We start from the raw sequence: 24,217 nt of genomic DNA on the forward strand, positions 1-24,217 counted from the left end.
ACAAGTAGATTGGTCATGTGCTTAACCCCCGGTCGCCGGCCCGTGACCAGCTTCACTGTGAAGGCTGGGTGACAAGCCGGCGGACTATGCCCTTCATCGTTTCGCCGACTGTGCATGCCGATGAAACTGTATACGATCGTGCAAGGATTCTGAATCCCATATGCGACTCAATTGTGCAGGATTCTGAATCCGAGCGGCACACATTACCAATCCGCCCTGCATCGTAAAATAAACCCCCGGGGGGCATGTGCCTATCGTTATATCTAGGGATGTATTTTCTGGTGACGCCTCTCGGTTGGGTGCGGCAGATTCAACGCGTCAAGGTGGTGAAGGGGCGTTGCGTCGGCGACACGCCGGCAAGCGCCGCAGGCAGCAGATTGCAGGCGGCGGGCTCATCGGCAACGGGTGTTCCGCGCGGCGGGTCCTGTTCCACCTTCGCAAGACATTCCATGAGGTTACTGGCCACGCCGATGCGCATGGCGTGGCGATAGAGCGGTCCGGCGGCCGTAAGGGTGCGGGCGGTGAAGGTGACCGCTTCATAGGCGATGCCGCCCTCGCTGCGCAGCTGTTCGCGCGAGAAGTGGCGTGTGAAGACCGTGGTGCCAGACGGCTCGTGGATCAACCGGGCATAGATGCCTTGGCCGTTCGGCCGGTTCTCGATGCGGATGGCATAGGACAGCGCGTGCGGTTCTTCCTCCTTGTGCGAACCGACGAGATGCACGGTTCTGTGGTAGCCGGCCGCTCCGGCAATGGCGCGGGCCAGCGCATTGCACTCGCCGCCCGATGGCCAGCATTGCAGGATGTCGAGGCTCGGCAGCGCCTGGACGCGTCCTGCAAGCTTGTTCTGCACCGACAGCATAAGCTGCGCCTTGGCGATCGCCACACTGGACGTGTCCGGATAGATCGAGGGCGCCAGGAAAAAGAGCGGCAGCAACGAGAGCAGGGCGAGCGGCGAGGAGATCGGCGCGGGAAGCCAGGAACGACGGGTGTCCGGCGTGTGCCGGGGTGTCCGCGTGACGGAGGGCAGCAGGTTCCGGGCTTCGTCCGCGGCCTCCGGCTTGTCGACGGCGGCGCTGTATTCCGGGACGTAGCTGCCGAGGGGAACGCGGATGCGCAGGCGGTCTCCAGCGCCCTCCGTTTCGTAATACTGCTCCAGCAGTTTTCGCAGCTTGCCGGCCTGGACGCGTACGAGCGGATCGTTGCCGGCATCGAAACCCGGCGGCCGTCCAAAAACGTCGATGCCGATGCTGTAGCCCTTCAGCTGGGCTGCTTTGCCGGAGAGTTCGTTCTCGACGATATAGGAAAGAAACGAGCGCAGCCGCTCGGACCGGGAGAATGCTTCGCTCGCGATGATGGCATCCAGCGCGCGCCGCACACGCTCGCACGCCGGCCTGTCGGTCCTGCTCATGGTGTCGCCACAGAGGAGACCATCGCTGCTGCCCGATTTCCTTTCCGTTCCCCAAGACGGGACGCCGCACACGGCATCCCCCAAAAATCACGGGGATTCTACCGGTGATTCTTGCGCAACGGCAAGGGGGCATGCACAGGCCCCCGCCACAAAGCCGCAAGACTGCGGTGCGCCTGGCCTTCGAGGCGATTGCCCTTGTGGAAACAACAGGCTAGACCTTGTGCCCAGCAAGAGGAGTTTGTGTCGCCATGCCTGCGAAACTGTCGGTCAATCTCAACGCCATTGCCATGCTGCGCAACCGTCGGGACCTACCCTGGCCGAGCGTCACCGGCCTTGGCCGGATCGCCCTTCAGGCAGGCGCAAGCGGCCTCACCGTGCACCCCCGGCCAGACCAGCGCCATATCCGCTTTTCCGATCTGGCGCCGATCCGAAGCCTCATCGACACCGAGTTTTCCGGTGCCGAGTTCAACATCGAGGGGTTTCCGGAAGAGAGCTTCATGCAGCTCGTCGAGGAGCACCGCCCCGAGCAGGTGACGCTCGTGCCGGATGATCCCTCCCAGGCGACCTCCGATCATGGCTGGGATTTCCGCAAGAATCATAATCTTCTGGGCAACATCGTCGGCCGGCTGAAGAAGCTCGGCCTGCGTGTCTCCGTCTTTGCCGACGGCGATCCGGACCGCGAGGCGCTGACCATCGCGAAGGAGGTCGGTGCGGATCGGATCGAGCTCTATACCGGCCCCTATGGCGGCTGCTACGACAACCCGGCCGAGGCAGTGCGGATTGCCGAACTGCTCGGGGAGACGGCGGATATCGCCTTCGAGCTCGGCCTCGACGTCAATGCCGGCCATGACCTGACCGTTGCCAATCTGCCGGCGCTCGTCGCGCGCATCCCGCGCCTTGCCGAAGTGTCGATCGGCCACGGCCTGACAGCGGATGCGCTGGAATACGGCATGGCGGAAACCGTCCGGCGCTTCTGCCGCGCCTGCGGCCAGGACGTCTGACAATCCGTGCGGCGCCCGTTCGAGCGCCGCACCCAAGGTTGGATCAACCGAGAAACGCAGCCTTGCTCGCGGCGACGAAGTCCTCGAAGGACGTCAGTGTGCGGCCGGAAAGCGCTTGTGCGTCTTCCGTCACCATGGCGATCTTGCCTTCACGCGTGTTGGCGTCGAAGGAGACGATGGTCGGCACGAAGCCTTCCGGCAGGCCGGCCGCCTTCAGACCCTCGGCGAGCTGGGCATCCGTGACGTGCACGACGGCAAGCGGCTTGCCGGTCGCCGCGGAAACGAGAGCGGCGATCTCCTCGGCCGTGTGCGTCTTCGTGCCGGTCAGGGTATAGGTGCGGCTCTCGCTGCCGGCCTTCAGCACGGCGCCGGCAAGGGCGGCGGCAGTATCGGCGCGGGTGATGTGGGCGATCCTGCCTGCGCCGGTCGAGGTGTACCAGGCGCCTGTCTGCAGCGCATGCGGCAGCGACATGAAGAGGTTTTCCGCATACCAGCCGTCGCGCAGGATCGTGTAGGGGATGCCGGTCGCCTTGATGGCCTCCTCGCTGCCGAGATGGTCGGGGGCGAAGGTGACGAGCGAATCGTCCGGCTGCGGCATCGACGTGTAGAGGATATGCTTCGCGCCGGCTTTCGCTGCGGCGGCGACGGCCGCCTTGTGCTGGGCGAGGCGCTTGCCGGGCGTGTCGAGCGCGTCGGTGGAGATGATGAGCACCTTGCCGGCGCCGGCGAAGGCCGCGTCGAGCGAGGCGGGATCGTCGAAATCGGCGGCGCGCACGGTGACGCCCTTGTCGGCATAGGAGGCGAGCTTCGCAACGTCGCGGGTCGTGGCGATGATGTTGGCGGGCGCAAGCTTGCCGGAGGCGAGAAGCGTGTCGATGACGAGGCGGCCGAGCTGGCCGGAAGCGCCGGTAACGAGAACTGTGTCGGTCATGTCTTTGCCTTTCTGGGGCCTTGCGGCCGGTCCTGCAGGCGTGGCGGGGAGACGCCCGGGACCTGCTGTGTGTTGCTCTCTTATTGAGACTTGCTCTTATCTGGTAATCTGTTAGGAGCTGTAAAGAAGGCAGTTTTTTATGCGGTGGTTACCTGGAGGGAACCGGCTATGAACAAGATCGTCGATCGCGCAGAGGGCGAGCGCGTGTTTCTGATCGATGGTGTTGCAATGTCGATGGACGATTGTCCGGTGCGCGACGTGCTGGACAGTGTCGGCGGCAAGTGGACGTCGCTGATGGTTCTCGGCCTTGCCGACGGGCCGCGCCGCTTTTCGCAGCTGCGCCGCCTCATTCCCGATATTTCGCAGCGCATGCTGACCCAGACGCTGCGCGATCTGCAGCGCGACGGTTATCTCACCCGCACCGTCTATCCCACCCAGCCGCCGAGCGTCGAATATTGCCTGACGCCGCTCGGCCATTCCTTCCTTGCGCTTCTGCGCTCCCTCGTGCAGTGGTCTACCGAGAACCACGCCGCGATCCGGACCGCCCGACAGGCCTACGACGCGGCTCAGGACTGACGCTTCGGCCGCTGCGCCGGACGTTGCATGCGGGAAAAGGGCCATGAAGCCACTCGATATCGGTATCGCCGGCGCCGGGCCCGCGGGGCTTGCGGCGGCGCTGTTTCTGGCGCGGGCGGGCCACCGGGTGGAACTGATCGAGCGCTTCGAGCAGCCGTCGCCCGTCGGTTCCGGCCTTCTGATGCAGCCGACCGGGCTCACCGTGCTCGATGCGCTCGGCCTTTCCCCGACCATTCATGCGCTGGGCAACCGCATCGACCGGCTGCACGGTGCCGATGCGCGGAGCGGCCGCACGGTGCTCGATGTGCGCTATGATGCGCTGGCCGGCGGCCGCTATGGCCTTGCGGTGCACCGGGCGGCACTCTTTACGACGCTGCATGATGCGGTGACAGCAGCAGGCCTGCCGGTCCGCACCGGCATCACGCTTGCCAAGGCCGAGACGCGGCAGGCCCGTACCGCCCTGCACGACCCCGAGGGCGAGATCGTCGGCGACTATGATCTGGTGATCGACGCGACGGGCGCCCGTTCGCAGCTTGCCGCTGCGTCCGTCGTGGCGCCCGATGTGCGCGAACTGCCCTGGGGTGCCTTCTGGGCGACGCTCGATTGTGACGGCATCCCGCATGATGCTCAGGCCCTCGCGCAGCGCTATGACGCGGCCAGGGTGATGATCGGCGTGCTGCCGGTCGGGCGGGGGCACGCGGGCGAGGGGCGCAAGGTCGCCTTCTTCTGGAGCCTGAAGGTGGCCGATGCGGACGCGGTGCAGCAGGCCGGTCTTGCCCGCTGGAAGGCGCGCATCCTCGATTACTGGCCGCAGACCGCGCCCTTCCTCGACCAGATCACGGACTGGGACCAGCTGACGCTCGCCCGCTATGCCCACCGCACCACGCTGCCGCCCGTGGCCGACGGCATCGCCTTCATCGGCGACAGCGCTCATTCGACCAGCCCGCAGCTCGGGCAGGGGGCGAACATGGCGCTGCTCGATGCGGCGGCGCTGGCGCATGCCCTGTCTACGGCCGCCTCCGTGGAGGAGGGGCTGGCGGCCTACGCGGCTGCCCGGCGCAACCATGTGCGGCTGTTCCAGCTGCTCTCCTACGTGTTCACGCCCTTCTATCAGTCGGATTCCCGGGCGATCGCCTGGCTGCGCGACCGGCTGGTGGCGACGGTCGCGAAAATACCGCCGGCACCGCAGCTCCTTGCGGCCATCGTTTCCGGCACGCTCGCCGACCCCTTCACACGGGCCGGGCTTCAGGAATGCCGCTGGCTGGAGCGCGCGTTGCAGGAGGCGTGACCAGCTCCTGCCAGCCGGCAAGGTCGAGCGCCCAGGTCTGCCCCATGAGATCCTGGCCAAAGCTGTGGTGTGGCTCCTCGTTCTCCAGCGTGAAACCGGCCGTCTGATAGATGCGGCGGGCGGCGGTCAGAATGTCGTTCGTCCAGAGCTCCAGCCGCCTGTAGCCGGCGCCCTGCGCAAAACGGATGCAATCCGTCACCAGTCGTGTGCCAAGTCCGTGGCCGCGCGCCGCCCCGTCGACATGCAGCAGGCGCAGCTTGGCCGTCGTTTCGCTCGCCTTCACCAGGAAGACGCTGCCGACGAGGGCGCCATCCCGCTCGGCGATCCAGCAATGTTCAAAGGCCGGGTCGAAATCGCGCAGGAACTTCGCGCAGATCTCGGCGACCAGCGCCTCGTACTCCTCGTTCCAGCCATAGGTCTCGGTATAGCTCTGCGCCTGGCTGGCAATCACCCTGCCCATATCGCCGGCCCGGTGGGGGCGGATTTCGATCGGGGCTGGAGGGTTTTTCCCGGCGAGCAGGGTCGTGACGTCACGGAGCGCCGTCGTCAACCGGCGCCGTGCGGTGGCGTCAAGCGGCGAGATCAGGGTTGCGATGCTCGCCCGCGACCGCGTGGCGAGGTCGGCTGCCACTGTCCGGCCGCTCTCTGTCAGGCTCAGCAACCGTCCGCGGCCATCGGTAGGGTCCTTGCGGATGTCGATGACACCGGTGCCGGCGAAGCTCTTCAACATGCGGCTGACATAGGCGGGGTCGAGCGACAGCTCCGTCGTCAGCTGCGAGGCGGAGGTAGCGCCGCCATTGGCGAGCTCGTAGATGACGCGCGCTTCGGTCAGCGTATAGGGCGTGTCGAGATAGGCGCGGTCGAGCACGCCGATACGGTTCGTATAGAAGCGGTTGAAAGCGCGGACCGCTTCGATCGTGTCCGCACCGGCTTCCTCATGGATAACAGCCGTCATGATGATCTCCTTCGATCACCATCGTTGCTATTTATTTGACTCAGTCAAGTAATTTGTGTGGTCGCCTGGGAGAGCTGGAGAGCAGATGCAAAAAAGGCCGGATTGCTCCGGCCTTTCCAATTCCAATGCTGTAGCGGCCTATCAGGCTGCGACGAGCTGGTCAGCCGACATCTTGCCGGACTTGCGGTCGCGGATCAGCTCGAAGCTGACCTTCTGACCTTCGTTGAGCGCTGCGAGGCCAGCGCGCTGAACGGCGGAGATGTGGACGAAAACGTCCGGCTCACCGCTATCCTGCTGAATGAAGCCGTAACCCTTGGTCGTGTTGAACCATTTTACGGTACCAGTTGCCATGACGAAACCTTTCCTAAGCCGTCAAATCAATCTTCGGCCGCCGGGATGGCGACCATGGGAGGTCGAATTTGAAGGGTAGGTTCGTAACTGCAGGCGCGAGCGCCTGCAAATGCAGAAGTCAACGTTCAAATCTCGATGCGAGAGAAATAGGTGGTTCGGCGTTCCGGGTCAAGATGTGTGCGGGCCGGATCGCCTATGGTTTTCATTCGGCCGCCGGCAGCGCCGTATCGTTCGAGCATTGTGAAATCGGTAGCTGCCGGAAGCTGTGAATGGCGACGATCCGGCCTTCGGAGGCGTCGGTCTCCACTTTCATGCAGGCGCAGGCATAACCGTAGTTGCCGTTGGTTCGCACATAGTCGCCGGTGGAAATGTCGGGAATCCGGTCGAAACCGGCAGGCTCGTCGCCGGCACCCTGCGTCATGAGCGTCCAGGTTCCCTCACTGTCGTCCAGCCACCAGTTGGCGGGGGTCGGGTTCTGCAGCCAGCCGCAGCGGGTCTCGGCTGCCTGGGCAAGAGGGGCGGTGGCCAGCAGGGCGAGCAGGGTGCAAAGGATCGGCTTCTTCATCGTCGCGTCCTCAATTCTTGATTTTCTTGCAATGGAACGTGTCGCCGCTGGCCTCGGATGCCCAGTCCATCTCGCTGGCGGTGATGTTGGCTAGGCCGATGCGGTAGTCGTCGGCGAAGGTCAGCGTGTAGGCGCCGCCGTCCTGTTCGCTTTTCAGGATCGGCATCGGTCCTTCGCCGGAATCATAGGTTTCGGCGGTGAAGGTGAAGGTCGAGACCTCGCAATCCCAGGTGCCGACATAGGGCGGCTCCTCGGCGGCGTGAGCCGACAGGGTGGAGAGAAGCAGAGCTGAGGCAAGGAGACGAAGCATGGGGCGGATCCGTCGCAGGAGAGCAGGTGCAGCTATAACGCGCAGCGCCTGCCTCTTATTCGCGTGTTGATCGGCCCATGCAAGAAAAAGTCCCGCCCTTGGCGGGACCGGTGGGAATCACGCCGGACGGCGCTTGTCGACCCGGTGATGATCGAGGAAGGCGGCGATCGCGGCCTCGCCGCACAGGCGGCGTTGCTCGACAAGGGCGCCGGCCAGCTGGGCGGCGTCGCCGAACGTGCTGATCTCCGCTTCGGCTGTTGCCGGATTGCGGGCGAGCGTGTCGGAAACGATGTCCACCAGGGTGCGCGGCAGGATATCGGTGCACGCGCGCATGCTTTCGAAGACGGTGCCGATGGGCACGATCTGGTCCTCGTAGATCACCATCGGTTCGGCGCGCTCGTCCTCCCAGGCGTCGAGCGCTTCAAGGGCGGCGCCAAACAGCTGTTGCAGAGTGATGGGAGCATGTCCTTCGTGAAGGTCTGGCAGGAAATTCATCATTTTCTGTCTCCTTGGCGTAAGGGCGGTTGGCGTCGTACTCCTGACTGAAAGCCTGGATGCCGGCTTGCCGATGCGCGACGCGATCAGCCTGCTGCACCGCAGGTCTCACAAATCTTAACGAGCGGAAACGGATTGGGAAGCGAAAAATTTTGTCCTGGGCGGGCCGTTTGCTCGTTTGATGGGGAGTTATGTTTCAAATCAGCGACATAGCGGAAAGAAAATTTCGATCTCATTGTGCGTTGCAGCGATTGTTGCATGTCGCATGGCCCGGTTGAAAAGAGATTCGGCAGGGCAAATCACCCTTCTTTTCTTCTTTGTCAGAAGGCTGTTGACCTTCGGCGCGCAGATCGCTAGAAAGCACAGAACCGTACGGTACGGTACGCAATCGATCGGGTGGATATCTTGCAGGTGTTCGAGCAGGCAAAGGCGGGGGCTGCGGCCGCGGGACTGACGGAACGTCAGGGCGCGGTGCTGGAGCGTGCGCTCGGCCTGCTGGTGGAGGGTGGCGAGCGGGCGTTGACGACGGCCGGTGTCGCCCGCGCGGCGAACTGTTCGAAAGAAAGCCTCTACAAGTGGTTCGGCGATCGCGACGGGCTGATCTCGGCGATGATCACCTATCAGGCCGGCAAGGTGCGTACGGTCGAGGTGGGGGCGGGCGCCCTGACGGCCGAGACGCTGCGCACGCATCTCGTCGCCTTTGCCCGTGACCTGATCGATGTGCTCTCGGGCGATGTGTCGCTGGCGTTGAACCGTCTTGCCATCGGCCAGGCGAGCCGCGAGGGCGCCGGTCTCGGCCGCCTCCTGCAGGAGCGCGGCCGCCGGCAGATCAGCAAGCGCGCTGCGGCCCTTCTGGAGGCGGGCCGCAAGGCGAAGCTGCTTGCCTTCGACAGTGCGGACGAGGCATACGGCACGCTCTACGGCCTGATCGTCTCGGACATGCATCTGCGCATGCTGCTCGGCGAGAATGCCGCAGCGCTCAAAAAGGAATTCTCGCCGCGCGCGGAGAAGGCGGTCGATGCCTTCCTGACGCTTCATGGCGTGAAAGGATAAGCCGGCAGGCGAACCCGCCGGTTCAATGGAAACAGACTAGCTAAGGGAAGGAACCATCCATGCGCGTCTATTACGATCGTGATGCCGATCTCAACCTCATCAAGGCGAAGAACGTCGCCGTCGTCGGCTACGGCTCGCAGGGCCGTGCGCACGCCCTGAATCTCAAGGATTCCGGCGCGAAGAACCTCGTGATCGCCCTCAAGGCCGGCTCGCCGACCATCAAGAAGGCCGAAGCCGACGGCTTCAAGGTCATGACCGTCGCCGAAGCCGCAAAGTGGGCCGATCTCCTGATGATGGCGACCCCGGACGAACTCCAGGCCGACATCTACAAGGGCGAAATCGCCGGCAACATCCGTGACGGCGCCGCCATCGCCTTCGCACACGGCCTGAACGTGCATTTCGGCCTCATCGAGCCGAAGGCTTCGGTCGACGTCGTCATGATCGCGCCGAAGGGCCCGGGCCACACGGTTCGCGGCGAATACCAGAAGGGCGGCGGCGTTCCCTGCCTCGTCGCCGTTCACCAGAACGCTTCCGGTAACGCCCTCGACCTCGCGCTCTCCTACGCCTGCGGCGTTGGCGGCGGCCGTTCGGGCATCATCGAGACCAACTTCAAGGAAGAGTGCGAAACCGACCTCTTCGGCGAACAGGTCGTTCTGTGCGGTGGTCTCGTCGAGCTCATCCGCGCCGGCTTCGAAACGCTGGTCGAAGCCGGTTACGCACCGGAAATGGCCTATTTCGAGTGCCTGCACGAAGTGAAGCTGATCGTCGACCTGATCTATGAAGGCGGCATCGCCAACATGAACTACTCGATCTCCAACACGGCCGAGTGGGGCGAATACGTCACGGGCCCGCGCATCATCACCGCCGAGACCAAGGCCGAGATGAAGCGCGTCCTCGCCGACATCCAGACCGGCAAGTTCACCTCCGAGTGGATGCAGGAATGGAAGGCCGGCGGCGCCCGCTTCAAGGGTATCCGCCGCAACAACGACTCGCACCAGATCGAGGAAGTCGGCGCCAAGCTGCGCGGCATGATGCCATGGATCGGCAAGAACAAGCTGGTCGACAAGACCGTCAACTAATCGCTTCTGCTTCAGGCAGGACGATACCGGCCGGGCGGTTTTCCGCCCGGCTTTCTATTTCAGGCAACCTGAAATAATGCAGTGCATCCTTTTCCTTCTTTGCGGCGCAGTAAGTAATAAACTTGCCACGAGGCGCGAACAGGAACAAAATACGCGCGTGTTTCGTTCCGCTGTCGGGAGGAAAATGCGATGTCCACCATCATGCAATACTTCGCCTGGTTCGATCTCTTTATCCTGAGCAGTATAGCCATGCTTATCCTGCTCGGCCTTTACAGCGACCGCGCCACCTGAGCGTTGTGTTCCGCTGAAACGGGTGCCGGGGCAGGGATGCTCCGGCCAGATTAGACCCGCGCGAAACCTCGGGTCGCGGGCATGTTCTATTGGTGCGAATATTTAGGTCAGCATTATTGACATAAATACTGCGCCGTGATGAGGTGGGTTCAAACAACAAGCCCGAGGAAACCCCTATGTTCAAATGGGAACAAGCCTTCGCGACGCGTGCGTCGCGCATGAAGGCATCCGAAATCCGTGAACTGCTGAAACTCCTGGAACGACCTGACATCATTTCGTTTGCAGGTGGCATTCCGGATCCGGCCCTGTTTCCGAAGGAAGCCTTCTCCGCCGCCTACACCGATGTGCTGGCCGGCGAGGGCGCGGCGGCGGGCCTGCAATATTCCGTCAGCGAGGGCTACAAGCCGCTGCGCGACTGGCTCGCCGGCGAGATGGGCAAGATCGGCATCACCTGTTCGGCGGAAAACGTCTTCATCGTTTCCGGTTCGCAGCAGGGCCTCGATTATCTCGGAAAGCTCTTCCTGTCGCCGAAGGACACGGCGCTTGTCACCTGGCCGACCTATCTCGGCGCGCTGCAGGCCTTCAATGCCTATGAGCCGACCTACGACCGGCTGAACCTTTCCGGCAACCGCACGCCGGAGGCCTATCGTGCGACGGCGACGGAAGCCGGTGGCCGGGTGAAGTTCGCCTATCTCTCCGCCGATTTCGCCAACCCGACCGGCGAGACGGTCGACCGGGCGGGCCGCGAAAAGCTGCTCGAGCTCGCCGAAGAGCTGGAAATCCCTGTCATCGAGGACGCCGCCTACCAGTCGCTGCGGTATGACGGTGAGGCCATCCCGCCGATCCTGGCGCTGGAAATCGCCCGCAAGGGCAGCATCGATGCGGCACGCACCATCTATTGCGGCAGCTTCTCCAAGACGCTCGCGCCTGGCCTGCGCGTCGGCTACATCGTCGCCGCAGCGCCCGTCATCCGCAAGCTCGTTCTGATGAAGCAGGCGGCCGACCTGCATTCCTCGACCATCAACCAGATGGCCATCGCCCACGTCGCCGAGCGCGGTTTCGATGCACAGGTTGCGAAGATCAAGGCGGCCTATAGCGCGCGCCGCAACGCCATGCTCGCCGCCCTGCAGAAATACATGCCCGAGGGCGTCACCTGGACGAAGCCGGAAGGCGGCATGTTCGTCTGGGTCACGCTGCCGGCCGGCATGGACGGCGCTAAGCTGCTCGCCCGTTCCATCGAGACGGAGAAGGTCGCCTTCGTGCCCGGTCAGGCCTTCCATGCAGATGGCAGCGGCGCGAACACGCTGCGTCTCAGCTTCTCCTGTGCCGACGCTGCGACCATCGAGGAAGGTATTTCCCGCCTCGGCCGGTTGCTCGCCAGCGAGCGGCTTGCGGCCTGATCCGCTTCGGATGCGGTAGGGTTTGCCCCTCACCCTAACCCTCTCCCGGTAAACGGGGAGAGGGGACGTGGTCCATGAACCGGTCATTGGTTTGGGAAGCCGGCACTCCATATCCCTTCGCCCCGCTTGCGGGGAGAAGGTGGCCGGAAGGCCGGATGAGGGGCCTATTCCTCCAGGCAGGCCAGCACCGATTCGAACACCAGATCCGGCAAGACCCCGAACGTATAGGGTGCATGCACGCGCTCCCATTTCTGGTGATAGTCCCGTCCCCACGGGCCGATATTGACCGTCGGGAAGGTGATCAGGCCGTCCGGCGCATCGTCGGTAAAGGCCGCCGATGGCGTGTTGGCGGCGAGCAGGCCGGTTTCGCCGGCCTCCGGCCGATGGCCGAAGAAGCTCATGTCGGAAATGCCGGCAAAGATCTGCTTGAACTTGATCGAGGTGCCGTGCCGCGCTGCGGCCTCCTCCATCACCGGCTGAAGCCGGGCCTGCATCCGGCGGCCGGCCTCGGACTGGTCGAGATGCACCAGCGGATAATGCAGGCTGCCGAAGCCGATGATCACCGCCGGGCCCTCGATGCCCGCCTCGGTCACTGCTGCCGACACGATCTCGCGGCTGACCTTCAGGGGATCGGTGCTGCCGGCAAGCGAGGCATCGAGAGCTTTCAGCCGGGCGAGCGCCGCACTGCCGCCGCGCGCCGTCACCCGCTCCTGCAGTTCGGCATAGTCGAGCACGAGGCCGTCGGTCCTGCCCGCGTCGCGCCCGCGATAGCGCGCCGCGTGGGAGTCCTGCGTGCGAAGCGCGATCTCCAGCGCGCCGGAAACGAGTGTCCGGAAGTCGCCGATGATGTCGCGCGCGCTGCGCCGGTGGGTCAGCCAATTGAAGGAGAGCCAGACGCGGTCCGGCGTCGTGACGTCGTAGCCGTCGCGGATGTCGCGCGCCTCGAGGCAGACGGGTGGCGGCGAGCGCTCGCCGAAGGCCTCGTCGCTGAGTTCCGGCACGGTGTCCACGGCGCGCACGATCTCGGCGCTGATGCGGTGGGCGCTCGTGCCGTTGAACGGATAGCCGGCATGGGTCGGCCGGCCGATGACGAAGGCGAAGGGCGCGAACTTGCCGATCGAACCGAGATAGACCGCGCGGCCCTCCTCGCCGTCGCGCTCGCAGCTCGAGGCATCGAGATTGATGCCGCCGACGATATCGAGGTCGAAGCGCCGGCTGATCTCCGGCAGCGCGTTGCGCAGGCTGCGCATGCCGCGCGAACGGTTCTCCTCGTCGGGCGTCGCGACGAAGAGAATGTTGCCTTCCTTGATCTCCAATCCCGCAAAGCGCTCCAGCGCTGCGATGCCGGCGGCAAGGCCACTCTTCATGTCGAGCAGGCCGCGCCCGGCGATGAAATCGCCGCTTTCGAAATCCTTCAGCGCCTTGGTTTCCGCGGCATTCAGCGGCCGGCTTTCGAGTTCCTTCACCAGCGCCTCGGTCAGCGGCTCGGGATCGCAGGCGAGCGGCGCGAGCGTGCCGTAATTGGCGATCGAGACCGTATCGAAATGGCCGGCGAGCACCACCGTGCGCCGCCCGCTGCCGCGCACCAGCGCGCCGACGCTTCGCGTCAGCGGTTCGCCATGGCTGTCCACGGTAAAGAGCTGCTCCGGGTGGCGGCTGAAATAGGGTGTTTCGGCAAGATGCGCCCGCAACTTCTGCGAAAAATCCGCCTCGTCCGGCGAACCCGTCACGCTCGGCCAGCGGGTCATCAGAAGCGAGAGCGCGCGGGTTCGCTCGGTTGCGATGGCATGTGCGGTGTCGTTTGTCATGGGACCTGCCGAAAGCGGTTGCATTGAAATAAGCACAAGGCTAGCCAAGGACAACGGCAGGCGAAACGGCAATTTTTTGGAAAAATTGCGGGTCGTATTGTCGTTTCGGCAGAAGAAACTGACAATTCGGCAGGTGTGATGGATACGATCGACCGCAAGCTCCTTGCCCTGCTGCGCAAGGATGGGCGCGCCTCGCTTTCCGCTCTCGCGGAAGAGCTGAAGGTCTCGCGCGGCACGGTGCAGAACCGGATGGAGCGGCTGACGCGCGACGGGGTCATTGCCGGCTTTTCCGTGCGCGTGACCGAGGCGGACGACCCGCATGCCGTGCGCGCCATCATGATGATCGAGATCACCGGCCAGAAGACGCTGGCCGCGATCCAGGCGCTGCGCGGTCTCCCGGAAGTCCGGGCGCTGCACACGACCAACGGCGCCTGGGATCTCGTGGCGGAAATCCACGCGGACAATCTCGTGGAGTTCGAGCGCGTGCTGCGTGGCGTCCGCGCGATGGATGGCGTTTCGAAATCGGAGACCAGCCTGCTGCTGACGACCTTGTGAGGGCGTGCAGGCCTACGGCATCACGATGTCGATTTCCTCGCCGGTCGAGGAATAGGTGATGCGTCCACCCTTCCAGCCATCGGCCGCCTCCAGCCGGATTTCCAGCGTTACCTTGCCGTCCGGCGAAGGCACCATGAAGCTGCCGTCCGGCGACATCAGCTGGCCGATCGAGAAGGTGTAGCGCGCCACGGCCATTTCCGAGCCCACCTGCAGGCGGGTGAAGGTGCGGGCTGTCAGTGCGCGGAGCTTTTCGGTGGAGAAGAAGGCGAGGTCCTGCATGCGGAAGAGCCGCTCCGGCCGGAACTCCGCATCCCACGGCATCATCATGCTCGAGGCGGTGATGCCGCGATCGTTGGCGTTGTAGTCGCGCATGGTGCCGGGCGTATCGGGCACTTCGGCGAGCAGGCTCATCGAATCCTTGCTGATGATGATTTCGGCAAAGCGCGCGTTCTTGCCGAACTGCTCGCCGATCGTGTCGAGCGTCTGCCATGCCGTGGCCGGATCCAGCCAGTTGCGCTTCGGCTTGCGGGCATCGGGCAGGTTGGCGGCGCGCACGGTGCCGTCCGTGGTCACCTCCACGGTGCCGCTGGCGCTGAACAGCGTCATTTCTCCCGGCTGGCCGAGATCGGTGAAATGCACCACCCAGCGCAGCTCCGGCTTGCCGGGGCCGTCTGTCGAGAGCTTCAGCATCATGTAACTCATCGTCGACTTGTCGTTCTGCCAGGCAGCCTTCGCCTTGTCGCGGATCATCGAGAGTTTCGAGAGGTCGACATCCCCGATCGAAAAGCCGGGCAGAGCCGATGTGCCGGGGAACATCGGCGACGTGATGGGCGAGCGCGTGACGCCGGAAATGTCCCAGGAATAGCCGACCGTGGTTTCCGGCAGGCTGGGATGGTCGGCCTTCACCTGCACGGATTTCGGATAGACCGTCAGATCGCGGACAATGGGCTTGCTGCCAATGACGGAGGCGAGGCTTTCCAGCGCGGCCTCCTTCGGCCAGTCCTCGTCCCTGAAGAAATCCATCTGGCGGGCGCGGTTGGTGTTGGAGAGGTCGCCGCCGATGATCGTGCCCTCGGCATCCGCATAGACGGTGGCGCTTTCACGCGGCGAAGCGACGTAGATCGCCCAGCGGATATCGCCATAGGAGGGCGTCGGCAGAAGGTTCACGCGCCGCGATATCTCGATCGACTGCACCGCGCCGCCGCCTTCGAGCTTGGCATAGCCGATGGCGCGGGTGGCGACCTGGTCGGCCTTGGCAAGGGGAACCGCATCGAGCGGAAAGAGGCCGCTTGCAAGATCGGACACCATGGCCGGCGCCGATCGCGCGGACGGGCCGCCGACGATCTCGGCCTGGAAGAAGAGGAGGCGGGTCGCCTGACGCACCCGCCACTCATCCACGTCGCCGGTTCCGGCACCCTCGACGACGAGGTTCACTTCCTTTTCGGTGATTCGGATCGTGTGCACCCGCGGCGTCTTGCCGAGCGCTTCGGCGACCCGCCCTGCCGCGCGGGCGGCTTCGCCGGGGCCGGTAATGTAGCTTTCCGCGGCGCCGGCGGGCGAAAAGGCAAGGAGGAACAGCGCGAACCAGGCGGCCAGGAATGCCCGTACTGTGCAGGAAACAACACCCATGAGCGATCCTCCGCCCGCGACCGGAATGCGCATCATCCGCACTGGGTAACGGTGTGGCAAGCCGGTTTATTCCGCGAGCGACGAAAAGCGGCTTTCCATTGCCGGTCAGCCGGTTACACTTGCCCGGCATTGCCGGAAAACCTTGAAAGCCCCCATGTCGCTGCGCCTCGCCACGTTCAACATCGAAAACCTCATGACCCGTTTCGATTTCACGGGTTTTCGCAACCAGCTTCGCCAGGACCGCGTGCTGCGCCTCTTCGACATCCGCAACGAGGCGGAGTACCAGCGGCTGGAGGAGGCGCGCACCATCGCGCATACCGACGATGCCCGTCAGCATTCGGCGCTCGCCATCGCAGACGCGGATGCCGACATTCTCTGCCTGCAGGAAACCGACAACATGGCGGCTCTGCAGGCGTTCGAATACGGCTATCTCTTCCGCATGGTCGGCAATGGCTACCGGCAGAAATACCTGATCGAGGGCAATGACAGCCGCGGCATCGACGTGTCCGTGCTGATGCGTGAGGAGACGCGTGACGGCCAGCGCATCGAATGCGTCGATATCCGCAGCCATGCGGCGGTCACCTATCGCGATTTCGACCTCTACACGCCGGATCTCGGACAGGGCCACAATCCGGATGACAGGATCTTCAAGCGGGATTGCCTGGAGATGGACCTGCGCATTGGCGGCCGGCCGCTGACGCTCTATGTGGTGCATTTCAAGTCGATGGGGTCGAGCAGGGACGGTGTCGACGGGCGCCAATCGACCATGCCGGTGCGCATGGCCGAGGTGCGGGCGGTGCGCCGGATCATCGAGAAACGCTTCGGTGCCGGCCACACGGCGGACAAGGCCTTCGCGATCTGCGGCGACATGAACGACTATCAGGAGAAGCTGGCGGTCGAGGGCGACAAGCGCAACGGCTATCGTTTTATCCCCCGCAGGGAGCCGGTGAGCGCGCTTGACGCCTTCACGGTGGATGGTTTTGCCGTCAACCCGATGCTGCGCCGGCCGGTGGACGATCGCTGGACGCTCTATCACAGCCGGGGGCCGGAGGAGCGCCACCTCTGCCAGCTCGACTATATCTGGCTTTCGCCCTCGCTTGCCGAGCGCAATGCACAGCGCATGCCCGAAATCATCCGCGCCGGCCAACCCTTCCGAACACCCTTCCCGCCGGGGCAAGAGGTGGAACGGTATCCGCGCGTCGGCTGGGACCGGCCGAAGGCCTCGGACCATTGCCCCGTCATGATGACGCTCGATCTGTAGGCGCCCGGGCGTGCGGGAAGCAGAAAGTCCCGGCAGCGCGCATGGCATGATTTTCCCTTGCCCGCTGCCTGTGCCTCGGGCAATTCTAGCACAATGCCTTCGGGCAAAAACTGAACAGGGAGAATACCTTGCCCCGTCGCTACGCCATCTATGACGTCTTCACCGACACGCGGCTTGCGGGCAATCCGCTGGCCGTCGTCTTCGATGCCGATGATCTCGACGACGGCACGATGCAGCGCATTGCCGGCGAGTTCAATCTTTCCGAGACCGTCTTCGTGAAGACGCCGGAAAACCCGGCGCACAGCGCGCGCCTGCGCATTTTCACGCCGGGCCGGGAGCTGCCGTTTGCCGGCCATCCGACGGTCGGCGCGGCAATCGCCATTGCCGAGGCGGGCGAGGGCGGCGAGGCCGGCCCGCGTGATCTCGTCAGCGTGCTGGAGGAGAATGTCGGCCCGGTGCGCTGCGCGGTGAAGCTCGGCATCCAGAAGGCGGCCTTCGCCGAATTCGACCTGCCGCGCAAGGCGGCACGTCTGGAGGCGACGTTCGACCGGCAGGCGCTCGCCGATGCGTTCAGCCTGAAACCCGGCCAGATCGGCTTCGAGAATCACGTTCCCTCGCTGTGGAGTGCCGGCGTCGCCTTCGTGATGATCCCGGTGCACGATCTTGCGGCCGCCGCTGCGGTCGAGTTCGATCCGACGCTCTGGGAGCGCTGCGCGCCCTTCGCGGAAGGGCGACTTGCCTCGGCCTATCTTTATTGCCGCGGCGGCGTCAATCATCTCGCGCGCTTCCATACCCGCATGTTCGCGCCCGATATGGGCATCGCCGAGGACCCGGCGACGGGCGCCGCGGTCGCCGCCATGTCCGGGGCCATCCACTTCTTCGACAAGCTGGTGGACGGCCACCATCCGCTGTTGATCGAACAGGGTGTCGAAATGGGCCGTCCCTCGTTCATTCACCTGCACCTCGATATTGCGGGCGGGGCGATCGCCGGCGCGCGCATCGGCGGCGAGGCGGTTCGCATCGCGTGGGGAACGCTGGATTTGTGACGGTTATTTTGCGGTGCGGAAGAAATTTATCCGCAGACGCATCTTTTTTCGGGATGGCTATAGACAAGCTCCGCGAACGCCTTTATACGCCCGGTCAGACCGCTGGAGCGGTCAAGTGGGTGATTAGCTCAGTTGGTAGAGCAGCTGACTCTTAATCAGCGGGTCCACGGTTCGAGCCCGTGATCACCCACCATTTTTCTCTTAAGAGAGAAATGGTTACGCTGATTTCTTCCTGTAAAACATAAACTAGGCCCTAGGGGCCTCTCCGCTGGTCCGGGACGTTTTCTGCCGTGCAGGTGCTTGCTGCTGAAGGTGTTGGCTGGGCCTGTTCTGCTGCGTCCTTTTCAGGCGTATTGCTGGCCGGCGCGGGTCTGGGCGGGGACCGGTTTTGGGTCGAACCTCTCCGGGAGGTCGGTGCCAAACTGCATCTGCCAATAGAGGGTCAGGATGTAGTTGCGCGTCAGCGGGGCGAGCGGCAGGGCGGGGGTTTCCTGGACCGGGGTCCATATCGCCTCGTCGATCTCCGTCGTCGGTGCGACCGTTTCATCCTGCAACCTGACCAGAAACACATAGGCGATGACGAGGTGATCCGGCGCATCGGCCGCCTCGGCTTCGAAGCAGCCGAAGGGTGCCATCCGCGAGGGCGGGATGACAAGGCCGAGCTCCCCATGCAGCCGGCGGGCAAGGGCCGCCTTAGGCGCTTCCCCATCCCGTATGGTGCCGCCCGCCTGCATGAACAGGGGCATGCCGCGCTTGCGCAGCAGGAGCGTCTCGCCGTTTTCGCGAACGACGAGGGCGACAGCGATGCGAATTTCTTCCTGCATGGTATCCGTCGGCCCCTTTCATCAGGGGACCCTTCGGCCGGTGTTTCGCCGCTTAAAGGCGCCGCCCTGTGGATTATCCCTATCGTTATATTTCATGAAATATAACGATAGGGAAGAGGGTGCGTTGCGCGTCTCTGCCCGATCGCCTCGCGAACCGGGAGCGCCTGGCCTCAGGTGAGGACGTAGTCGACCGGGGCGGGCATGGGCGGCAGGTCGGTTTCGCCGAGTGCGGAGCGCAGATGGATCTCGATCGTCGTGGCATAGGCCGAGATCGGCAGGTCGTTCGGCATCAGGCCAAAAGGCTCTTCCAGTTCCTCGCCGAGCGCATCGAGGCCGAAGAACGTATAGGCGACGAGCATGACGGCGAGCGGCGTCGCCCAGCCCAGCATGTCGGCGAAACCGAAGGGCAGGATGAAGCAGAAGAGATAGGCGGTGCGGTGCAGGAGCAGGGTATAGGCGAAGGGCAGAGGCGTGTTGGCGAGGCGTTCGCAACCGACCAGCGCCTGCGTCAGTCGCCCGAGGCTTTCGTTGAGGGCAAGGGCCTCGACGGGCGCGAGGCGGTTCTGGCGCAGCATGCGGCCGATCAATGCCGCCACGCTGTGCAGGATAGCGTCCGCCGGATGGGCGGGCAGCGCGGCCTCGCCTGTCGCCTGGCTGGTCGTTTCCCGGCGCAGCTGCCGGACGGCAGCGTGGCCGAAGGCGATGATCGCGGCGAGGATCTCCCGCCGCTCCTGCGACGGTGTGCCGGAGCCGTCGTCGAGCACGACCGTCTGCCGCGCGATATCGCGGGCGGTGTGAAGGATCTGCCCCCAGAGCTTGCGCGCTTCCCACCAGCGATCGTAGCAGGCGCTGTTGCGAAAGCTGAGGAAAATGGAGAGGGCGATGCCGATCAGTGTCAGGGGCGCAGGATTGACGCCGGGAACGAGGTTTGGCGCATAGCGGTGTGCGGTGACGACGGCGGCGGAGAGCACGCCGACTGCGGCGAGCTGCGGCCATGTGCGCAGGATCACCGACCCCTTCAGAACGAAGAACAGCATGAGCAGGCTGGGGCGAGGGCGAATGATCATCGGCGGCGATCGTCCGTTCGGCTATGGAGGGAGGATTCGGTTTGTAGAAGCATGGTCGTCGCTATATCATTGCAAATACATCGCGCCGCCGGAGGACTGGATGCGGCCGTCATGTCGACGGAAGGACGCTTCCGGCGCCTGTAACGCCCTGCCGTGCAAAGGACCCTTGAATGACCGAACCCGCCGATATCCTCTTGTTTTCCTACGGCACGCTCCGGTTGGCAAGCGTTCAGCTCGCGTCCTTCGGCCGCCTGCTCGATGGCGAGGACGATGCGATGACGGGTTATCGCACGGACAAGCTCGAGATCACCGATCCGGAGGTGTTGCGCAAGAGCGGCGAGTGCGTTCATCTGATCGTCATTCCCTCGGAGAAGGCGGAGGACGAGGTGCCGGGCAAGGTCTTCTGCATCACCGCGAAGGAGCTCGCCGCGGCGGACGCCTATGAAGTCTCGGATTACGATCGGGTCGAGGTCTTCCTGAAATCGGGCCGGCGCGCCTTCGTCTACGTCAGGGCATAGGGGACGGGCGCGGCGATGAACGAGGAGGCACCGAAATCGCTCCGGGATGCGCTGGCCTTCATAGCCGGCTACATCGAAGCACCGCTTCCACCGGTGCGCATGGCGCTCTCCGCAGCCTTCGGCCATGTCCTTGCCGAGGATATCGTCGCATCCACCTGCCTGCCGCGCTTCGATAATGCCGCGATGGACGGTTTTGCCATCCGCTCGTCTGATATTGGCCCGGACGGGACTGCGGTTCTGAGGATCGTGCAGACGATCACCGCGGGCCAGATTGTCGTGCCGGCGCTGTGCCCCGGCGAGGCGGTGCGCATCACGACGGGCGCGCCGGTTCCGCCCGGTGCCGACCGCATCGTCGTGCAGGAGGCTGCGGAGATTAAGGGCGGGGAGGTGCGCCTTCGTGTCCGGGACGGGGCCAAGCCGCATATCCGCCGCGTCGGCGAGGACGTTTCGCGGGGTGATACTCTGCTTGAGGCAGGTGCACGCATCGGCCCCGGCCAGATGGCGCTGCTTGCTGCCCTCGGTCTTCGCTCCGTGCTGGTGGCGCCGCGGCCGAAGGTGGCGCTGCTGTCCACCGGTGACGAACTGGTGGACAGTCCCGGTTCGCTGGCGGCTGGCCAGGTTTTTGACAGCAACCGTCCGATGCTGTCGCATATGCTGCTTGCGGCCGGCGCCGCGGTGACGGATCTCGGCATGGCGCATGACGATCCGGAGGTGATCCTTGAACGTCTCGTCGAGGCGGCGGCGGATCACGACTTTCTGATCTCGTCAGGCGGCGCATCCGTCGGCTTTGCCGATCATCTGGCGAGGGTCGTTTCCCGTCGCGGCTTCCTCGAGTTCTGGAAGCTGGACATGCGGCCGGGCAAGCCGGTCGGCTTCGGCGATATCGATGACTGCCCGATCCTGCTCCTGCCGGGAAACACGCTGGCTGCGGCGGTCGGTTTCGCACTTCTCGGCCGGGCGGTTCTCGCGCGGCTGGAGGGGCGGCCGTTAAATGCCAGCGTCCTGCGCCTGCCGGTCGATCGCCCGCTCGCAAGATCCGCCGGGCGGATCGAGGTGCATTTGGGGCGGCTCCGGCTCGATTCCAGGAGCCGCGCAACGGCCGTGGAGCCGCTACCCTATGGCGGATCCGCAAGCCTGCGCCATCTCGCGCTTGTGGATGTCATGATTGTTCTCGAACCCGGGGAGGGGATGATCGACGCGGGGGAGAATGTCGACACGCTGCCGGTCTGGCAGAGATTTCCCGGCTGACCGGTGCTCCTGCCTGTTGCCATGTCGATGCAAAGCACGGATATATTTCCAAAAACATATCGTTGGAGAGATTCATGCCGGCCTTGCGCTGCCTTGTCGTTCTTTTTGCCCTGTTCCTTTCGGCCTTGCCCGCTGTGGCGCGTTCGATCACCGATGCGGCCGGGCGCGTCGTGGACATTCCCGATAAGGTGGAGCGGGTGCTCGCCGCCGGCCCACCCGCCTCCGTGCTGGTCTATGTGCTGGCGCCGGAAAAGCTCGCCGGCTGGGTGCGCGAGCCGAAGGCGGAGGAAAAGGCCTTCCTGCTGCCGGCGACCCGGGACCTTCCCACGTTCGGCCAGCTCACCGGCAAGGGCGGCACGGCCAATATCGAGGCGGTGCTGGCGGCAAAACCTGACATCATCATCGATGTCGGCACGGTGAACCCGACCTATGCCTCGCTTGCCGACAAGGTGCAGGCGCAGACCGGCATACCCTATGTGCTTGTCGACGGTGCCTTTGCCCGAACCGGCGCGATGCTGCGCGAGACCGGGGCGATACTCGGCGTCGCGGCGCGGGCGGAGACGCTTGCCGCCTATGCCGATGAAAGGCTGGCCGCGCTGGAAAAGGGTCTTGCCGACATTCCTGAGGACAAGCGCCCCGCCGTCTACTACGGCCGCGGCGCGGAAGGGCTGGAGACGGGCCTTGCCGGCTCGATCAACATGGAGATCCTCGAAGCGGTCGGCGCCCGCAATGTCGCGGCGGCTGCGGGCAAGGGCGGCCTCACCCAGGTCTCGCTGGAACAGATCCTCTCCTGGAAGCCGGACGTCATTCTCGCCGCCTCGCCGAAATTTGCGAAAACCGTGAAGGACGACCCGCTCTGGGCGGGGCTGGAGGCGGTGAAGGCCGACCGCATCCACGCGACGCCGACGCTACCCTTCGGCTGGATCGATTCGCCGCCCGGCATCAATCGCCTGATCGGCATCGCCTGGCTGGAACACACGCTCTATCCGGACGCGTTTCCCGCGGCGCTCGATGAGGAGGTGCGTACCTTCTTCAAGCTGTTCTACCAGGTGGAGCTCAGCGACGAGCAGATTGCAACGCTGCTGAAAGGTGCGGCGAAGTAGATGCGGCCACGCGCTGCCCCACCGGGCCGGCTTGCCGTGATGCTCGGTCTTGCCGGCCTCGTTGGGTTGGTGGCCCTCTCGATGATGGTCGGCAAATACGGCGACGGGCCGCAGCCGCTTTTTACCGCCCTCAGGCAGCTCGTGACGGGCGAGACGACGGATCCGCTGCTCGCCACCGTCCTCTGGAACGTGCGCCTGCCGCGCGTCATGGCGGCCGTCGTCGTCGGCGCGGGGCTGGCGGCGGCGGGCGCGACCTATCAGGGCCTGTTCCGCAATCCGCTCGTCTCGCCGGACCTGCTCGGCGTCTCGGTCGGCGCCAGCCTCGGGGCGGTGCTCGGCATCTTCCTCTCCCTGCCGGTGCTCGCCATCCAGCTCGCCGCTTTTGCCGGCGGTCTCATGGCGGTGATTGTCGTCACCGGCATTGGCGCGCTGGTGCGCGAGCGCGATCCGGTGCTGACGCTGGTGCTTGCCGGCATCGCCATCCAGGCGCTGATCGGCGCCGGCATTTCGCTGATCAAGGTCCTGGCCGACCCCTACGACCAGCTCCCGGCCATCACCTATTGGCTGCTCGGCAGCATGACGGCGATCACCCGCTTCGACGTGCTCTCCATCCTGCCCGCCGTCGTCCTCGGCCTCGTGCCGCTGCTGCTGCTGCGCTGGCGGATGAACATCCTGACGCTCGGCGAGGAGGAGGCGCGCACGCTGGGCATCGATACGGTGAAGACGCGCATCGCCCTTATCGCCGGTGCGACGCTGGTGACGGCTGCGACGGTCTCCGTGACCGGCATCATCGGTTGGATCGGCCTCGTCATCCCGCATATCGCCCGCATGCTCGTCGGGCCGGATTTCCGGCGCCTGCTGCCGGCCGCCATGCTCTTCGGCGCCGCCTATCTCCTCGTCGTCGACATGCTGGCGCGCTCCATCGCGGACATCGAGGTGCCGCTCGGTATCCTGACGGCAACCGTCGGCGCGCCCTTTTTCCTGTGGCTGCTGATCGCCGGAAAGCGGGGCTGGTAACGAGGCGCTTGCCGCGCGCGTCGTCGCGGCAAGCGGTGTTCAATCGGGATGTTAGTCGACCGCGACCATCACGTCGGACGCCTTGACGACCGCATAGGCTTCGCCACCGACGGCAAGGCCCAGTTCGTCGACGGATTCGTTGGTGATCGACGCGGTGACGACGGCGCCGCCGGCGACCTCGATACGGACATGGGCGGTGGTCGCACCCTTCGTCACTTCGATGATCTTGCCCTTGAGGCGGTTGCGGGCGCTGATTTTCATCGGGCTCTCCTGTGCTCCTGTCTTTGACGGCGCGCCATAATACGCCGCGTTACCCGGTGACTACCACGCAAACCGGGAGAACACCTCCAGATTTGCCGGCGCTTCTCAAAAAACCACCGTACGTAATATTTCTAAAAATATAACGTTGTTGCCGACCGGGGATAGCTGCTATCCCTT

The 24,217-nt window shown here is 64.6% G+C and carries 25 protein-coding genes and 1 tRNA gene; 14 read left to right on the forward strand and 12 right to left on the reverse strand.

Annotation, left to right across the window (positions count from 1 at the left end; all coding sequences use genetic code 11):
- Positions 1-310 precede the first annotated feature (310 nt).
- Entirely contained in the window at positions 311-1,408 is a 1,098-nt protein-coding gene (locus P9A16_RS05220) for a hypothetical protein (RefSeq protein ID WP_023513503.1), read from the reverse strand.
- A gap of 248 nt (positions 1,409-1,656) precedes the next feature.
- Between P9A16_RS05220 and P9A16_RS05225 the strand changes: the two genes are divergently transcribed.
- Positions 1,657-2,409, forward strand: a complete 753-nt coding sequence (locus tag P9A16_RS05225) for a pyridoxine 5'-phosphate synthase (protein WP_023513502.1) — start codon at positions 1,657-1,659, stop codon at positions 2,407-2,409.
- 43 nt (positions 2,410-2,452) lie between these two features.
- Here the strand turns inward: P9A16_RS05225 and P9A16_RS05230 are convergent, their stop codons facing one another.
- Positions 2,453-3,340: an NmrA family NAD(P)-binding protein gene (locus tag P9A16_RS05230; protein WP_023513501.1), complete on the reverse strand. Its 888-nt coding sequence runs from the start codon at positions 3,338-3,340 to the stop codon at positions 2,453-2,455.
- Between the two features lie 168 nt (positions 3,341-3,508).
- On the opposite strand from P9A16_RS05230, the gene P9A16_RS05235 reads away from it, so the two are divergent.
- Entirely contained in the window at positions 3,509-3,916 is a 408-nt protein-coding gene (locus P9A16_RS05235; RefSeq protein WP_023516662.1) for a winged helix-turn-helix transcriptional regulator, read from the forward strand.
- A 43-nt stretch (positions 3,917-3,959) separates the two neighbouring features.
- The gene (locus P9A16_RS05240) at positions 3,960-5,204 is read left to right on the forward strand and encodes an FAD-dependent oxidoreductase (protein ID WP_023516661.1); all 1,245 of its coding nucleotides are present in this window, start codon (positions 3,960-3,962) and stop codon (positions 5,202-5,204) included.
- On the opposite strand, the gene P9A16_RS05245 is transcribed toward P9A16_RS05240, so the two are convergent.
- From P9A16_RS05245 to P9A16_RS05265, 5 genes are all read right to left on the reverse strand, one after another.
- Positions 5,146-6,159, reverse strand: a complete 1,014-nt coding sequence (locus P9A16_RS05245; protein WP_023516161.1) for a bifunctional helix-turn-helix transcriptional regulator/GNAT family N-acetyltransferase — start codon at positions 6,157-6,159, stop codon at positions 5,146-5,148. The genes P9A16_RS05240 and P9A16_RS05245 overlap by 59 nt on opposite strands.
- Before the next feature lie 141 nt (positions 6,160-6,300).
- Positions 6,301-6,510: a cold-shock protein gene (locus tag P9A16_RS05250; protein ID WP_024270543.1), complete on the reverse strand. Its 210-nt coding sequence runs from the start codon at positions 6,508-6,510 to the stop codon at positions 6,301-6,303.
- Positions 6,511-6,712: 202 nt separating this feature from the next.
- Entirely contained in the window at positions 6,713-7,075 is a 363-nt protein-coding gene (locus P9A16_RS05255) for a DUF4087 domain-containing protein (RefSeq protein ID WP_023514553.1), read from the reverse strand.
- A 10-nt stretch (positions 7,076-7,085) separates the two neighbouring features.
- The gene (locus P9A16_RS05260; RefSeq protein WP_023514552.1) at positions 7,086-7,385 is read right to left on the reverse strand and encodes a hypothetical protein; all 300 of its coding nucleotides are present in this window, start codon (positions 7,383-7,385) and stop codon (positions 7,086-7,088) included.
- A gap of 117 nt (positions 7,386-7,502) precedes the next feature.
- Entirely contained in the window at positions 7,503-7,883 is a 381-nt protein-coding gene (locus P9A16_RS05265; RefSeq protein ID WP_037407109.1) for a hypothetical protein, read from the reverse strand.
- Between the two features lie 408 nt (positions 7,884-8,291).
- Between P9A16_RS05265 and P9A16_RS05270 the strand changes: the two genes are divergently transcribed.
- From P9A16_RS05270 to P9A16_RS05280, 3 genes are all read left to right on the forward strand, one after another.
- Positions 8,292-8,933 carry a TetR/AcrR family transcriptional regulator gene (locus P9A16_RS05270; protein WP_023515599.1) on the forward strand — a complete coding sequence of 214 codons (642 nt, stop codon included), beginning with the start codon at positions 8,292-8,294 and terminating at the stop codon, positions 8,931-8,933.
- Positions 8,934-8,992: 59 nt separating this feature from the next.
- Positions 8,993-10,012, forward strand: coding sequence for a ketol-acid reductoisomerase (gene ilvC, locus P9A16_RS05275; protein ID WP_023515598.1), 1,020 nt, complete (start codon positions 8,993-8,995; stop codon positions 10,010-10,012).
- A 467-nt stretch (positions 10,013-10,479) separates the two neighbouring features.
- Positions 10,480-11,703, forward strand: coding sequence for an aminotransferase-like domain-containing protein (locus P9A16_RS05280; protein WP_023515665.1), 1,224 nt, complete (start codon positions 10,480-10,482; stop codon positions 11,701-11,703).
- A 164-nt stretch (positions 11,704-11,867) separates the two neighbouring features.
- Here the strand turns inward: P9A16_RS05280 and P9A16_RS05285 are convergent, their stop codons facing one another.
- Complete coding sequence (locus tag P9A16_RS05285; RefSeq protein WP_023515666.1) at positions 11,868-13,511, reverse strand: M20/M25/M40 family metallo-hydrolase; 1,644 nt, start codon at positions 13,509-13,511, stop codon at positions 11,868-11,870.
- A 138-nt stretch (positions 13,512-13,649) separates the two neighbouring features.
- Between P9A16_RS05285 and P9A16_RS05290 the strand changes: the two genes are divergently transcribed.
- Positions 13,650-14,066, forward strand: coding sequence for an Lrp/AsnC family transcriptional regulator (locus P9A16_RS05290; RefSeq protein ID WP_023515667.1), 417 nt, complete (start codon positions 13,650-13,652; stop codon positions 14,064-14,066).
- Positions 14,067-14,078: 12 nt separating this feature from the next.
- Here the strand turns inward: P9A16_RS05290 and P9A16_RS05295 are convergent, their stop codons facing one another.
- Positions 14,079-15,695 (reverse strand): hypothetical protein, encoded by a 1,617-nt coding sequence (locus P9A16_RS05295; protein WP_023515668.1) that lies wholly within the window; start codon positions 15,693-15,695, stop codon positions 14,079-14,081.
- 154 nt (positions 15,696-15,849) lie between these two features.
- Between P9A16_RS05295 and P9A16_RS05300 the strand changes: the two genes are divergently transcribed.
- From P9A16_RS05300 to P9A16_RS05310, 3 genes are all read left to right on the forward strand, one after another.
- Positions 15,850-16,956, forward strand: coding sequence for an endonuclease/exonuclease/phosphatase family protein (locus P9A16_RS05300; protein WP_023515669.1), 1,107 nt, complete (start codon positions 15,850-15,852; stop codon positions 16,954-16,956).
- A 128-nt stretch (positions 16,957-17,084) separates the two neighbouring features.
- Positions 17,085-18,002, forward strand: coding sequence for a PhzF family phenazine biosynthesis protein (locus tag P9A16_RS05305; protein ID WP_023515670.1), 918 nt, complete (start codon positions 17,085-17,087; stop codon positions 18,000-18,002).
- Positions 18,003-18,119: 117 nt separating this feature from the next.
- Positions 18,120-18,195: transfer RNA gene (locus P9A16_RS05310), tRNA-Lys, on the forward strand.
- Positions 18,196-18,346: 151 nt separating this feature from the next.
- Here P9A16_RS05310 and P9A16_RS05315 read toward each other — a convergent pair.
- The gene (locus tag P9A16_RS05315) at positions 18,347-18,826 is read right to left on the reverse strand and encodes an NUDIX hydrolase (protein ID WP_023516789.1); all 480 of its coding nucleotides are present in this window, start codon (positions 18,824-18,826) and stop codon (positions 18,347-18,349) included.
- A gap of 170 nt (positions 18,827-18,996) precedes the next feature.
- Complete coding sequence (locus P9A16_RS05320; protein WP_023516790.1) at positions 18,997-19,893, reverse strand: bestrophin family protein; 897 nt, start codon at positions 19,891-19,893, stop codon at positions 18,997-18,999.
- Positions 19,894-20,063: 170 nt separating this feature from the next.
- Here P9A16_RS05320 and P9A16_RS05325 point away from each other — a divergent pair, with 170 nt between their 5' ends.
- The 4 genes from P9A16_RS05325 to P9A16_RS05340 all read left to right on the forward strand — a co-directional run bounded on the left by P9A16_RS05325 (position 20,064) and on the right by P9A16_RS05340 (position 23,779).
- Positions 20,064-20,411: a gamma-glutamylcyclotransferase family protein gene (locus tag P9A16_RS05325; RefSeq protein ID WP_278025567.1), complete on the forward strand. Its 348-nt coding sequence runs from the start codon at positions 20,064-20,066 to the stop codon at positions 20,409-20,411.
- A 15-nt stretch (positions 20,412-20,426) separates the two neighbouring features.
- Positions 20,427-21,659, forward strand: a complete 1,233-nt coding sequence (locus P9A16_RS05330; protein ID WP_023516792.1) for a molybdopterin molybdotransferase MoeA — start codon at positions 20,427-20,429, stop codon at positions 21,657-21,659.
- A gap of 74 nt (positions 21,660-21,733) precedes the next feature.
- Positions 21,734-22,762 carry an iron ABC transporter substrate-binding protein gene (locus tag P9A16_RS05335; RefSeq protein WP_023516793.1) on the forward strand — a complete coding sequence of 343 codons (1,029 nt, stop codon included), beginning with the start codon at positions 21,734-21,736 and terminating at the stop codon, positions 22,760-22,762.
- Complete coding sequence (locus tag P9A16_RS05340) at positions 22,763-23,779, forward strand: FecCD family ABC transporter permease (RefSeq protein WP_024270599.1); 1,017 nt, start codon at positions 22,763-22,765, stop codon at positions 23,777-23,779.
- 51 nt (positions 23,780-23,830) lie between these two features.
- Here P9A16_RS05340 and P9A16_RS05345 read toward each other — a convergent pair whose 3' ends face one another.
- Positions 23,831-24,040 carry a TOBE domain-containing protein gene (locus P9A16_RS05345; protein WP_023511854.1) on the reverse strand — a complete coding sequence of 70 codons (210 nt, stop codon included), beginning with the start codon at positions 24,038-24,040 and terminating at the stop codon, positions 23,831-23,833.
- Between the last annotated feature and the right edge of the window lie 177 nt (positions 24,041-24,217).

The sequence above is a fragment of the Shinella sp. 838 genome (assembly GCF_029623935.1).
Classification (GTDB): domain Bacteria; phylum Pseudomonadota; class Alphaproteobacteria; order Rhizobiales; family Rhizobiaceae; genus Shinella.

Bases quoted from the DNA above. Each gene is read 5' to 3' on its own strand.
- ilvC (WP_023515598.1), top strand. From the start codon at position 8,993: ATGCGCGTCTATTACGATCGTGATGCCGATCTCAACCTCATCAAGGCG.
- P9A16_RS05250 (WP_024270543.1), bottom strand. From the start codon at position 6,510: ATGGCAACTGGTACCGTAAAATGGTTCAACACGACCAAGGGTTACGGC.
- P9A16_RS05235 (WP_023516662.1), top strand. From the start codon at position 3,509: ATGAACAAGATCGTCGATCGCGCAGAGGGCGAGCGCGTGTTTCTGATC.
- P9A16_RS05290 (WP_023515667.1), top strand. From the start codon at position 13,650: ATGGATACGATCGACCGCAAGCTCCTTGCCCTGCTGCGCAAGGATGGG.
- P9A16_RS05265 (WP_037407109.1), bottom strand. From the start codon at position 7,883: ATGATGAATTTCCTGCCAGACCTTCACGAAGGACATGCTCCCATCACT.
- P9A16_RS05330 (WP_023516792.1), top strand. From the start codon at position 20,427: ATGAACGAGGAGGCACCGAAATCGCTCCGGGATGCGCTGGCCTTCATA.
- P9A16_RS05260 (WP_023514552.1), bottom strand. From the start codon at position 7,385: ATGCTTCGTCTCCTTGCCTCAGCTCTGCTTCTCTCCACCCTGTCGGCT.
- P9A16_RS05335 (WP_023516793.1), top strand. From the start codon at position 21,734: ATGCCGGCCTTGCGCTGCCTTGTCGTTCTTTTTGCCCTGTTCCTTTCG.
- P9A16_RS05300 (WP_023515669.1), top strand. From the start codon at position 15,850: ATGTCGCTGCGCCTCGCCACGTTCAACATCGAAAACCTCATGACCCGT.
- P9A16_RS05280 (WP_023515665.1), top strand. From the start codon at position 10,480: ATGTTCAAATGGGAACAAGCCTTCGCGACGCGTGCGTCGCGCATGAAG.
- P9A16_RS05240 (WP_023516661.1), top strand. From the start codon at position 3,960: ATGAAGCCACTCGATATCGGTATCGCCGGCGCCGGGCCCGCGGGGCTT.
- P9A16_RS05220 (WP_023513503.1), bottom strand. From the start codon at position 1,408: ATGAGCAGGACCGACAGGCCGGCGTGCGAGCGTGTGCGGCGCGCGCTG.
- P9A16_RS05320 (WP_023516790.1), bottom strand. From the start codon at position 19,893: ATGATCATTCGCCCTCGCCCCAGCCTGCTCATGCTGTTCTTCGTTCTG.
- P9A16_RS05325 (WP_278025567.1), top strand. From the start codon at position 20,064: ATGACCGAACCCGCCGATATCCTCTTGTTTTCCTACGGCACGCTCCGG.
- P9A16_RS05285 (WP_023515666.1), bottom strand. From the start codon at position 13,511: ATGACAAACGACACCGCACATGCCATCGCAACCGAGCGAACCCGCGCG.
- P9A16_RS05230 (WP_023513501.1), bottom strand. From the start codon at position 3,340: ATGACCGACACAGTTCTCGTTACCGGCGCTTCCGGCCAGCTCGGCCGC.
- P9A16_RS05295 (WP_023515668.1), bottom strand. From the start codon at position 15,695: ATGGGTGTTGTTTCCTGCACAGTACGGGCATTCCTGGCCGCCTGGTTC.
- P9A16_RS05340 (WP_024270599.1), top strand. From the start codon at position 22,763: ATGCGGCCACGCGCTGCCCCACCGGGCCGGCTTGCCGTGATGCTCGGT.
- P9A16_RS05315 (WP_023516789.1), bottom strand. From the start codon at position 18,826: ATGCAGGAAGAAATTCGCATCGCTGTCGCCCTCGTCGTTCGCGAAAAC.
- P9A16_RS05225 (WP_023513502.1), top strand. From the start codon at position 1,657: ATGCCTGCGAAACTGTCGGTCAATCTCAACGCCATTGCCATGCTGCGC.
- P9A16_RS05345 (WP_023511854.1), bottom strand. From the start codon at position 24,040: ATGAAAATCAGCGCCCGCAACCGCCTCAAGGGCAAGATCATCGAAGTG.
- P9A16_RS05255 (WP_023514553.1), bottom strand. From the start codon at position 7,075: ATGAAGAAGCCGATCCTTTGCACCCTGCTCGCCCTGCTGGCCACCGCC.
- P9A16_RS05245 (WP_023516161.1), bottom strand. From the start codon at position 6,159: ATGACGGCTGTTATCCATGAGGAAGCCGGTGCGGACACGATCGAAGCG.